The sequence below is a fragment of the Mycolicibacterium boenickei genome, from assembly GCF_010731295.1.
Classification (GTDB): Bacteria; Actinomycetota; Actinomycetes; order Mycobacteriales; family Mycobacteriaceae; genus Mycobacterium; species Mycobacterium boenickei.
Map to the genome: position 1 here is coordinate 3,399,903 of NZ_AP022579.1, position 10,757 is coordinate 3,410,659.

10 protein-coding genes and 1 riboswitch are annotated in these 10,757 nt (G+C 66.1%); of the genes, 6 read left to right on the forward strand and 4 right to left on the reverse strand.

The genetic code is table 11. The features are described from left to right. Positions 1–61: 61 nt before the first annotated feature. From G6N57_RS16220 to G6N57_RS16230, 3 genes are all read right to left on the reverse strand, one after another. Positions 62–790, reverse strand: coding sequence for a hypothetical protein (locus G6N57_RS16220; protein ID WP_097926199.1), 729 nt, complete (start codon positions 788–790; stop codon positions 62–64). 31 nt (positions 791–821) lie between these two features. Continuing rightward, positions 822–1,505, reverse strand: a complete 684-nt coding sequence (locus G6N57_RS16225) for an MspA family porin (protein WP_077744005.1) — start codon at positions 1,503–1,505, stop codon at positions 822–824. A gap of 73 nt (positions 1,506–1,578) precedes the next feature. Further along, a complete protein-coding gene (locus tag G6N57_RS16230; protein ID WP_163646640.1) occupies positions 1,579–2,280 on the reverse strand; it encodes an MspA family porin in 702 nt (233 codons plus the stop codon). 490 nt (positions 2,281–2,770) lie between these two features. On the opposite strand from G6N57_RS16230, the gene G6N57_RS16235 reads away from it, so the two are divergent. The 3 genes from G6N57_RS16235 (at position 2,771) to metE (ending at position 6,708) form a co-directional block, all read left to right on the forward strand. Further along, entirely contained in the window at positions 2,771–3,292 is a 522-nt protein-coding gene (locus tag G6N57_RS16235; protein WP_165777803.1) for an Rv2240c family protein, read from the forward strand. 55 nt (positions 3,293–3,347) lie between these two features. Continuing rightward, complete coding sequence (locus tag G6N57_RS16240) at positions 3,348–4,022, forward strand: sensor domain-containing protein (RefSeq protein ID WP_077741455.1); 675 nt, start codon at positions 3,348–3,350, stop codon at positions 4,020–4,022. A 77-nt stretch (positions 4,023–4,099) separates the two neighbouring features. Further along, a riboswitch (cobalamin riboswitch) is annotated at positions 4,100–4,302 on the forward strand. Positions 4,303–4,431: 129 nt separating this feature from the next. Continuing rightward, positions 4,432–6,708 carry a 5-methyltetrahydropteroyltriglutamate--homocysteine S-methyltransferase gene (metE, locus tag G6N57_RS16245; protein WP_097926441.1) on the forward strand — a complete coding sequence of 759 codons (2,277 nt, stop codon included), beginning with the start codon at positions 4,432–4,434 and terminating at the stop codon, positions 6,706–6,708. Positions 6,709–6,799: 91 nt separating this feature from the next. Here metE and G6N57_RS16250 read toward each other — a convergent pair whose 3' ends face one another. Continuing rightward, complete coding sequence (locus G6N57_RS16250) at positions 6,800–7,609, reverse strand: class I SAM-dependent methyltransferase (protein ID WP_077741454.1); 810 nt, start codon at positions 7,607–7,609, stop codon at positions 6,800–6,802. A gap of 162 nt (positions 7,610–7,771) precedes the next feature. Between G6N57_RS16250 and G6N57_RS16255 the strand changes: the two genes are divergently transcribed. From G6N57_RS16255 to G6N57_RS16265, 3 genes are all read left to right on the forward strand, one after another. Next, positions 7,772–9,226, forward strand: a complete 1,455-nt coding sequence (locus G6N57_RS16255; RefSeq protein WP_077742050.1) for a PPE family protein — start codon at positions 7,772–7,774, stop codon at positions 9,224–9,226. Between the two features lie 80 nt (positions 9,227–9,306). Beyond that, positions 9,307–10,176, forward strand: coding sequence for a (3R)-3-[(carboxymethyl)amino]fatty acid oxygenase/decarboxylase (gene scoE, locus G6N57_RS16260; protein ID WP_077741453.1), 870 nt, complete (start codon positions 9,307–9,309; stop codon positions 10,174–10,176). Positions 10,177–10,178: 2 nt separating this feature from the next. Beyond that, a complete protein-coding gene (locus G6N57_RS16265) occupies positions 10,179–10,733 on the forward strand; it encodes an FcoT family thioesterase (RefSeq protein WP_077741452.1) in 555 nt (184 codons plus the stop codon). Positions 10,734–10,757 lie beyond the last annotated feature (24 nt).

Below are 10,757 nucleotides of genomic sequence, written 5' to 3' on the forward strand. Positions count from 1 at the left end.
TGCTGAGCAAAGCAAATCGGGCAGCGTCCGGGTTTGGCCGGACGCTGCCCGAAAGCTTTTGTTACGGAGCAGGCGGTGCGGGAACGGGAGGTGCCGGTGGAGCTCCGGGGGCCGGTGGCGGTGCCGCCGGATCCGGCAGATTCTCGCCGAGGCCGGACGGAATGTTCGCTCCGGGCGGGGGAGCCGTGCCCGGAAGTGGTTCGCCCAGTTGCTCTTTGGGAACCTGGCCCAGCAGTGAACCGCGCAGGTTGCCGTTGCGGTACAGCGTGTGCATCTGCCGCATCCAGTCGAGCCCGGAGATATCGGCGTTCTCCTGGCCCGGCTCGACTCCGACCACGGTGCCCTGGCCGGGTGCCGACGGTTTCTCGTTCTGCGGGAAGAAGTATCCGTTGTTGAATGCCCTGAGGTTGGGCGCCTCGGTCGGTGGTGGTCCGCCGGGTGCAGACGGAGCCGCATACTGGCCGAGCAGCGCGCCCGGGCTCATGTCGACCCCGTTCGGCACGCCGAGCCGGCCGGGCGCTGTGTCGGTGCCGGTCTGTCCCAGCACCGACAACCCGCTCGGCCCGAGAGGTGCGCCCATCAGCGGCACCTCAGGTCCTGGCGGCGGTGCCGGTTCCGGCGCCGGAGCCGGTGCGGGGACCGCGGGCGCGCCCGGGACCTCCGGCGGTGCCGGGTCGGCGGCGGCGGTTGCCGAGCAGGCAACCGCCGCGCCGACCGCGAACAGCCCGGCTGCGGCGAGGGTGGCCATCGCGTTCTTGATCGCGAATGTGCCGTCCGGGTTCTCGCTCATGCCTTCGTGTTTCGCTTTCACATCCAGACCGTCAGACTGCCTTGGTGACGCCGTAGTAGGCCACCACATCGTCGGTGTCGGTGGTGGAGCTGGTCAGGGTCGCGTACGACCGCAGGAAGGACTGGCCGACGCAGCCGTCGATCTTGATGTGAACGTCCTTCACGGTGACGCGCACCGGCGCGGCCTTGAACGACTTCTTGTTCACCGAGACGTTGGTGACGGTGCCGGGCTTGGCGTGGATCTCGATGGTGCCCGAGATCGGCATGCTGACACCGGTGGGGATGATGCCGGCCAAGGTGGAGCCCGAGGTGCTCAGACCGATCGACCCGATGAGGCGGACCTGTCCGAGTTCGATGCCGCAGCCGATCTGGTAGCCGGTGTCCAGCGTGCCGCCGGTCAGCGAGGTGGACCCGCCTCCGGTGACGGTGCCGGTGAAGGTGGCGCCCACCAGGTACTCACGCGACGACGCGGCGGTGGTCAGTGGTGCGACGGGCAGCTGGCTCTCGTCCTTCGCGGAGACGGTGAGCGTCCAGCCGTCCGGGGTCTTGACGACACCCGGCTCGGCGGAGGCGACGAGCCCGTTGTCCGGGGGCGGGCCGGCATCCACGGCCGGGTCTCCGGGCGGTGGCGGCGGGGGGTCGGCCGACGCGAGGGGCGCCAACGCAACCGGGGCCAGCAGGCAGACGGCAGCCAGGGTGGCGAATCGATTCAACATGCGGGAACTTGTGCCTCTCGTGGGGTTCGAATCCGAGGGATCTGGGCGAGTCATGTGTCGTATCCGGGCCGGGTCAGACGGCCTTGGTGACGCCGAGGTAGGTGATGACGTCATCGGTGTTGTCGGTGGAGCTGGTCAGGGTCGCGTAGGTGCGGATGAACGACTGACCGGCGCACTGATCGAACTTGATACGGACGCCCGTGATGGTCACGCGGGTACCGGTGCCCTTGAACGACTTCTTGTCGATCGGGACGATGGTGACCGTGCCCGGCTTCAGGTACACCTTGCCCTGCAAGCTGATTCCGGTACCGAGGCTGGCGTCGCCCGCGGAACCGGTGAACGGAATCTTGATACCCGGGGTGAAGCTGGCACCCGGGTTGATCTCCGTCTCGTCGCTGATGATGCCGCAGCCGATCTGGGCGCCGGCCTCCAGCGTGCCGCCGGTGAGCTTGGTCTTGCCGCCGCCGGAGACCTTTCCGGTGAACGTGCCGCCGACAAGGTATTCGCGCGACGAGATGGCGGTGGTCAGCGGGGCCACCGGCAGCAGGGTCTCGTTGGAGCCGGCCACCGTCACGTGCCAGCCGTCGGGGGTGTCCAGCACTCCCGGGGGTGAGGACGGCACCGCGCCGGTGTCCGGTGGGGGCGGAGCCGGCGCGGCGGCCGCTGCGGGGGCGGCGGGGTCCGGCGGCGGCGGGGGATCCGCGAGGGCAAGGGGCGCAATCGCTACAGGGGCCAACATGCAGACTGCAGCCAGCGGGGCAAAACGACTCAACATGCGTGAACTAGCGCCTCTCGTGGTTCGGGCCCTGTCGTTCCGCGACGCGCCGTGGTCGTCAGAACCCAACGGGTCCAAGGAATCTGTCGCGACGAATCATTAACCGGTTGCGTTTCGATTCGGTGAACAACGACCCAACAGTTGCCGCCACCTTCCCGTCCAGCTGGCATCCCCGAACCTGTGAGGTCGCTGGGAAACGGCATGCGCCGCAGCGCAATACATATATGAGGTATCGGGAGCGACACCCGGCACGCAATGGACGACGCGTGGAGGGAACGGGTTGGTCGGTTGTTCACCTTTTGGACATGTGAACCCTCGACCGTGTGGTGATCCGGGGGGTAAGGCGGATGCGTCGAGCAGGCGCGGCCGTCGAACGTGGCGCCTGGCGCCTAACTGCTACCGACTGACGGAGGAATCGTTGAAGTCGACTCAGGTATACGAGCGAGGGTTCGTGTCGCTACTCATTGCCTTCGGCATCGGTTTCGCTGCCATGCCCACCGCCATCGCCGAACCGGGCGATGAGGCCGGTGCCCCGGGTCCGGTGGCGCCCGCGGTGCCCGAGTTGCCGCCGGTGACGGCCGGAGCCCCCGCTGTGGGGCCGGCACCGGTTCCGGTTGCCAGCACGGATGACCCTGGCGTGCCTGCGGTTACGGCCTGCTCGACGTTCGCCAACGCGCTCGACTCTGCGTCGACGTTCTACGGCGACTTCGCGGATTCCATCGAAGGGGTGGAGCGGCCCGATTACGGCGATCCGACGATCAGCACGACGAACACCAGCGGCCGCACGGCGCTGCGGGAAGCCGCCGCGTCGGCGATGAGCGCGGCCGGTACCCCCGGACTCTCGCCCGATATCGCCAACCCGATGCGCTCTTGGTCGTTCGGAGCCACCAAGCTGCTCCTGAAGATGGGCTTGCGGACCGGTGGTCAGTCTCTCAACGACACGGCTACCCAGCTCAACAACGATGCGACCAATGCTCAGATGGCCTGTGCCGCTGCGGGGACCCACGCCTGACGGCGAGCTCAACCACCATGTGCGCGGTGAGCCGTGCCGTCTGTAAAGGAATGCCGTGATCCGGCTTGCGATTTCGTTGCTCATGCTCGCCCTGTTGGCAACCGGTTGTGCCGGCAACGGCGACAAGGCCCAGGGCCCACCGAAGGAGGTGCCCAAGTCGGCCCTCGAGGGATTGCTGCTCACCACCGACCAGGTCGACACCGTGATGGGGGCCGCAGGAATGGTGGCGCACAAGCCGGTCACCGAGATGAACGATCATCGCAACCTGTTGCCCAATCTCAACTGCCTCGGCGCCTGGCAGGTGAACGAGTCCGCGATCTACGGGGATCGCTGGACCGCCATGCGTCAGGTGCTGCTGCGCGCTCCGGACAACGACAACTGGGACAACCTGTTGGTGCAGTCGGTGGTGATCTTCCCGTCGTCGCAGGAGGCCACCGACTTCCTGAACCAATCGGCCGAACGCTGGGCCAAGTGCACCAACCACAACGTGAACATCACCCTGAACGGGGAACCGCTGCCCAGGTGGAGGAGCGGCGATCTGACCACGACGGACTCAGAGCTCACCTTGCCCTTCACCCGTGTGAACGGGGATCAGACCCGCGCCTGTCAGCGCGCGCTGGCCGTGGCCGCCAATCTCGTCATGGACATCCAGGCGTGTAAGCCGGCCGGTTCATCGGTGACCCAGGCCGCCGACGTGGTGGACCAGATCAAGGCGGCGATGCCTCGCTGACGGTGTCCGCCATCGGGCAGCGGGTAGTCTGGGGCACGCAGCTGGTTTGCCGGCACCGGGGTGTTTGCGGTGCCGACATCGAACGCCGCATGCTGATTTCGATGCGACGTGAGAGGGAACCCGGTGAGAATCCGGGACTGTCCCGCAGCGGTATGCAGGAACGACCACCGTCATCAGCACTGGCACGCAGGGATCTGCGGCTGGGAAGCGACGGTCAGTAGGAGCACGGTTTCCGTGCGTGCCTGTGAGTCCGAAGACCTGCCAGCCGTACCGGGCGCGCCGCGCCCGGTGGTTCATCGCCTCGCGGAATGGGCAGTGGCCGAAGACGGTTCGCTCGTGGCGGGTGGCTGTGTTCGGTTCGATGTCTCCTGGCGGTGGCCATCCCCGTCGCACGTTGAAGGACGTCGTCATGAGCACAACCGCAGCAGCACCATTCACCGCCACCGTCCTCGGGTTGCCCCGAATCGGACCCAACCGCGAACTCAAACGCGCCGTCGAGAAGTACTGGGCCGGCCGCATCGATCGCGACGAACTGGAGTCTCTCGCCGCGACATTGCGCCGCGACACCTGGGAGTCGCTCGTCGCGGCCGGCGTGGACTCGGTACCGGTCAACACGTTCTCCTACTACGACCAGATACTCGACACCGCAGTTCTGGTCGGAGCCATGCCGGCCCGGGTCCGTGGGATCGCCGATGATCTCGACCGGTATTTCGCTGCCGCCCGCGGGAACGACGAAGTCGCGCCGCTCGAGATGACGAAGTGGTTCGACACCAACTACCACTACCTCGTGCCGGAGCTCGGACGGGACACCGCCTTTGCCCTCGACCCCACCAAGGTGCGGCGCGAACTGAAAGAAGCACGTGCACAGGGAATTCCAGCGCGTCCGGTGATCATCGGACCCATTACCTTCCTGGCACTGTCAAAGGCTGTAGACGGTGCGGTCCAGCCGCTCTCTCGGCTGGACGAACTCGTCGATGTGTACGCCGAACTGCTGGGGGCTCTGGCGGATCAGGGAGTCGGATGGGTCCAGATCGATGAACCGGTGCTGGTCACCGATATCGTCGACAATGCGGCCGAACTCGCGGAGCGGGTCTATGCCCGGCTCGGTGGCGTGAACAACCGGCCCGCGATCTTCCTGGCGACGTACTTCGGTGAACTCACCGACGCGCTGCCGGCCCTGGCCCGAACGCCGGTCGAGGCGATCGGTGTCGACCTGGTGTCCGGTTCTGCCGCTGCCCTGGCGGCGCTGCCCGGGCTCAACGACAAGCTTCTGGTGGCCGGGGTGGTGGACGGCCGCAATATCTGGCGCACCGACCTGGAACAGGCGCTTGGCACGTTGGCGATGTTGCGGGAATCGGCGGCCGCGATCGCGGTTTCTACGTCGTGCTCGACGCTGCATGTGCCGTACTCACTGGAGGCCGAACCGAATATCGATGCGGCGCTGCGTAGCTGGCTGGCCTTCGGGGCCGAGAAGGTCGACGAGGTGGTAGCCCTGGCGCGAGGTCTCGGGCAGGGACGGGACGCGATCGCGGATGAGATCGCGGCATCCGACGCCGCCCTGTCAACGCGCAGGTCCGATCCGCGGCTCAACAACGGCGCGGTCCGGGCACGGATATCGACGCTCGTAGCCTCCGGCGCAACGCGTGGACCGGCCGATCAGCGCCGCATCGCTCAGCAGGACCGGCTCAACCTTCCGGCGTTGCCCACCACCACGATCGGGTCCTACCCGCAGACCTCGGCGATTCGGGTTGCTCGTGCAGATCTGCGCTCCGGCAAGATCGATGCCGCCGAGTATCAGCGTCGGATGAAGTCCGAGATCGCTGATGTCATCAAGCTGCAGGAGGACCTGGGACTCGACGTGCTGGTGCACGGTGAGCCCGAGCGCAACGACATGGTGCAGTACTTTGCCGAGCAGCTCGATGGATTCTTCGCGACCCAGAACGGCTGGGTGCAGTCCTACGGGAGCCGGTGCGTGCGCCCGCCGATCCTCTACGGGGACGTGGCCCGGCCGGAGTCCATGACCGTCGAGTGGATCACCTACGCTCAGTCGCTCACCGACAAGCCGGTCAAGGGCATGCTCACCGGTCCGGTCACGATCCTGGCCTGGTCGTTCGTCCGTGACGATCAGCCGCTGGCGGACACGGCTTTTCAGGTCGCCCTCGCCATCCGTGACGAGACGGTGGACCTGCAGTCGGCCGGGATCGCCATCATCCAGGTCGACGAGCCGGCCTTGCGTGAGCTGCTGCCGTTGCGTGCCGGGGACAAGGAGGCCTACCTGCGGTGGGCGGTCGATGCGTTCCGGCTGTCCACCTCCGGCGTCGCCGATGAAACGCAGATCCACACTCACCTGTGCTACTCGGAGTTCGGTGAGGTGATCGGGGCGATCGCCGACCTGGATGCCGACGTGACGTCCATCGAGGCGGCTCGATCACACATGGAGGTGCTCGGCGATCTCAACGCCGTCGGCTTCTCCAACAGTGTCGGTCCGGGTGTGTACGACATCCACTCGCCGCGGGTGCCCGGGGTGGACGAGATCGTCACGTCTCTGCGCGAGGCGCTCAAAGCGATCCCCGCCGAACGACTGTGGGTAAATCCAGACTGTGGTCTGAAAACTCGTACCACGGATGAGGTGACCGAGTCGCTCAAGCATCTGGTCAGGGCCGCCGTCGAAGTTCGCGCCGGATAACCCGGCCTGCCGAGTGTGGGTCTTGTGCACGCGACCGGGCCGATCCTGGTGCACAAGGCCTACGCTCGTGCGGCTTCGACTCTCCCGAGCATCATCCGAACTCGATGATGTTCGTCGGTGCCCGGAAGCGCTCGAGTGACCGGGACCGGTAGACGAGCGCCGCGGCCCGCGACACGACCTTGCCGCGACCGGCCGGCATCTCAAGCTCACGCACTGCGAGAACTCCTGGTATGGAACGTAACTCGTGGTACCGGTCCGCGGTGAACCAGAACGGCATCGGTGGTGCGGTGTACTGCTTGCTGAGCTTGATGCCGCGTCGCCGGGAGTACCAGCTGAGAAATCGCGGGACGCTGTCGAAGATCAGCTGCCCGCCGGGGAATCTGGCGGCGCAGGCGGCGATGAGATCGAACACCGCGTCGTGCTCCAGGTACTGGAACAATCCCTCGGCCGTGATGAGCACACCGTTGGTGGAGTCGACGTGATCCATCCACGAGTGGTCCAGTGCCGACTGGGCCAGGTAGCGCAGCCGGTCCGAAGCCGGGAGCAACTGCTCGCGCAGCCGCACGATGGGCTCCAGATCCACTGAAAGCCAGTTCATTCCACCATTGTCGAGGCGCCAGAAGCTGGTCTGGAGCCCCTCGGCCAGGGCGACCACGCTGGCGCGGGGGTGCGTCTTGAGGTACCGGCGAGAGGCATCGTCGAACGCCAGGGCCCGAAGCGCGGTCGCCTGGTGGGTCCGGCCGAAATGGTGATAGTCGTACCCCAGACCGTCGCGCAGGGTGATCGCCAGCGGGTCCACGATGATGCCGTCAGGCCTGGCCGCCTCGGTCGCCCTCTGGTGCAGAGTCAGGAGCGCGGTTTCCGATACCGCGGTCAGATGACGTGCGTCGATCACTGGCATGGCTCGACCGTACCCGGGCGGGTCACTCGCGAGAGTCGTTGCCCCGGTGGGCACATCAATCCCCACATTGCGGGAACTTTCTGGTGACGGTGAGCGACTAGCTGAAAGACAGGACCGGTCGACGTCCGTGCGAGGAGGTGATGCGTGACTGCCCCGATGTGGCTGGCGGTGCCCCCAGAGGTGCATTCTGCCGCGTTGAGTACGGGTCCCGGTCCCGGGTCCCTGGTGGCCGCAGCCGGGCAGTGGCATGCGCTGAGCACTCAATACAGCGCGGTAGCAGTCGAACTCACACAACTGCTGGCCGAGGTGCAGGCCGGCAGCTGGGAAGGCCCCAGCGCCGCACAGTATGTGGCTGCTCATGGCCCCTACCTGGCATGGCTGGAGCAGGCCTCGGCCGACAGCGCCGTCACCGCGGTGCAGCACGAGACGGTCGCAGCCGCCTACGCCGGCGCCCTGGCGGCCATGCCCAGTCTGGCCGAGCTCGCCGCCAACCACGTCACTCACGGCATGCTGCTGGCCACCAACTTCTTCGGCGTCAACACCATCCCGATTGCCGTCAACGAGGCCGATTACGTGCGGATGTGGCTGCAGGCAGCCGAGGTGATGACGACGTACCAGGGGGTTGCGGAGAGCGCAACGGCAGCAGTGCCGTCGCCCCAGCCTGCCCCGCCGATCCTTGCGCCAGGAGGTGAGGCGCGAAGCGGTCAGCAGAACACGTCGGGCTCAGCGTCGGACACCCAGCCGCCCGGTGACATCTGGCGGCTGATCTCCGAGCTCATCTCGGGTGCGGGCAATCCCCAGCAACTCCTCGAGACGTTTCAGCAGTTCTTCGGGCAACTGGGATTCAACCCCGTGGAGGCCGCGGTGCTCGCGGTCATCGCTCTCGTCCTCTACGACATGCTCTGGTATCCCTACTACGCGTCGTATTCGCTTCTGCTGCTGCCATTTCTCGCCCCCGCGCTCAGCGCGCTGAGCGCCCTGGGCGCGCTCGCGCTCCTGCAGAACGACCTACCGGCGCCAGGTGGATCACCGGTTGCCGCTGAGGCCGGCAGCGGCGCCCATCGTACGGCGGCGACCATCGGCGCCGGCTCGGCGTTGAGCCCGTCCGGAGTGTCCACCGCCGTTCCTCAGGCGGGCGGCTCGGGCTCCGGCGCGCCCGCCACCACTACCAGCGGCACCGGCCCGGCAGCATCGACGTTCGCCGGCTATGCCGTAGCCGGCCCGGACCCGCCCGCAGTGCCATCGGGGCCGAAGTCCGGTGCGAAATCCCCTGACGGAATGGCAGATATCCTCGCCACCGTCGCCGCGGCCCGAACGGCTGCCGCCACCGGCACGCGTCGGAAACAGATCGGCCGGAAACGAGATCGGGCCCGCAGCTATCGCCACGAGTTTCTGTCCGAGACCGCGGATGCCGCCATCGACGACCCGGCCGCCGGCCGGGACGCGCCGTCCGCCAGTGACGTGGGTACGGCCGCCCTCGGTTTCACCGGTGCGACACCCGTGGCCACCAATGCAGCCGCCGCCGGACTGGTCCAGCGGTCATCCGGCGGCGCCGCGGAGTCGATCCCGATGCTTCCCGCCACCTGGCGGAGTGATCCGAACCAGATCCGCGAATAGCGGGAACTTTCAATCGATTTGGTTCGACCAATCTGACAGCCGCACCACCGGCGCTGCGCGGTGCCGAACGAGGAGTTGAGTTGACGCTGAACGTGAAAGGGGAGGGGCTCGGGGCGCAAGTCACGGGCATCGACCCAAAGAATCTCGACGACATCACACGAGACGAGCTCCGTGAGCTCGTCTACCAGCACAAGCTGGTCATCCTGAAGGATCTCCATCCGACTCCGGAGGAGTTCCTCGAGTTGGGCCGCATCGTCGGCGACGTCGTCACGTACTACGAACCGATCTACCACCACAAGGATCATCCCGAGATCTTCGTCTCCTCCACTGAGGAAGGGCAGGGCGTCCCGAAGACCGGTGCGTTCTGGCATATCGACTACATGTTCATGCCCGAGCCGTTCGCATTCTCGATGGTGCTGCCGCTGGCAGTGCCGGGCAGTGACCGCGGGACGTACTTCATCGATCTCAACAAAGTATGGGAGTCCCTCCCGGACCGGGTGCGCGACACGGTCCGGGGCACGTTCGCCACCCATGATCCCCGGCGCCACATCAAGATTCGCCCACACGATGTCTACAAGCCGATCGGCGAGGTCTGGGATGAGATCTCCACGACCACCCCGCCGATCACCTGGCCGACGGTCATCAGGCATCCGAAGACCGGGCAAGAAATCCTCTATATCTGCGCGTCGGGTACCACGAAGATCGAGGACGGGGACGGAAATGTCCTTCCGGCTGGTGTGCTGCAGGAACTCATGGCGGCCACCGGTCAACTAGACCAGGACTTCACCTCGCCGTTCATCCACACCCAGCACTATGAGGTCGGCGATGTCGTGTTGTGGGACAACCGGGTTCTGATGCACCGTGCGAAACACGGAACCGCATCAGGAACTTTGACGACTCATCGGCTGACCATGCTGGACGGCCTCAAGACACCGGGATACGGGGTATGAGTATGAGCACCGCTGAGACACTGTCGGTGACGACGGGCGCGTATGGCACTTCCCATCTGGCGCCGATCCCCGAAGACCTACTGGCCAAGGTCCTGGAACCATACTCCTACAAGGGGTGTCGCTATCTGCTCGACGCCGAGTATGAAGCCAACGAGACCTCCGTGTTCGCCGTCGGGAACTTCAGCATCAAAGAGCCCGCGTACATTCGCGACACCGGCCACTTCAACGCCGCCGAATGGGTGCTGTGCTTCAACCAACTCGCATACAGCGCGTTCGCACCGGCAATTCTCAACGAGCAGATCCCGGAATTCCGGGGCTGGTCGATCGAAGACTACTTCAACTATCAACTGCCCAGCATGTTGATCAAGACCACGGCATCTCGCTTCAGACGTCCGATCAAATCCCGGAAGTTCTCGGCACGGCTGCAGTGCAAGGACTTCGAAGTGGTGGATCGCACGATTCGCTACCTCAAGATTCCGTGCACCGTCGAATTCTGGGACGAGGACGGCGGGTCCGCGTCCGGCGACGTCGAACTGGCCGCCCTCAACATCCCCTGACACCGGCACGAGAGCAACATGGCT

Bases quoted from the DNA above. Each gene is read 5' to 3' on its own strand.
- G6N57_RS16220 (WP_097926199.1), bottom strand. From the start codon at position 790: ATGAGCGAGAACCCGGACGGCACATTCGCGATCAAGAACGCGATGGCC.
- G6N57_RS16225 (WP_077744005.1), bottom strand. From the start codon at position 1,505: ATGTTGAATCGATTCGCCACCCTGGCTGCCGTCTGCCTGCTGGCCCCG.
- G6N57_RS16230 (WP_163646640.1), bottom strand. From the start codon at position 2,280: ATGTTGAGTCGTTTTGCCCCGCTGGCTGCAGTCTGCATGTTGGCCCCT.
- G6N57_RS16235 (WP_165777803.1), top strand. From the start codon at position 2,771: ATGCCCACCGCCATCGCCGAACCGGGCGATGAGGCCGGTGCCCCGGGT.
- metE (WP_097926441.1), top strand. From the start codon at position 4,432: ATGAGCACAACCGCAGCAGCACCATTCACCGCCACCGTCCTCGGGTTG.
- G6N57_RS16250 (WP_077741454.1), bottom strand. From the start codon at position 7,609: ATGCCAGTGATCGACGCACGTCATCTGACCGCGGTATCGGAAACCGCG.
- G6N57_RS16265 (WP_077741452.1), top strand. From the start codon at position 10,179: ATGAGCACCGCTGAGACACTGTCGGTGACGACGGGCGCGTATGGCACT.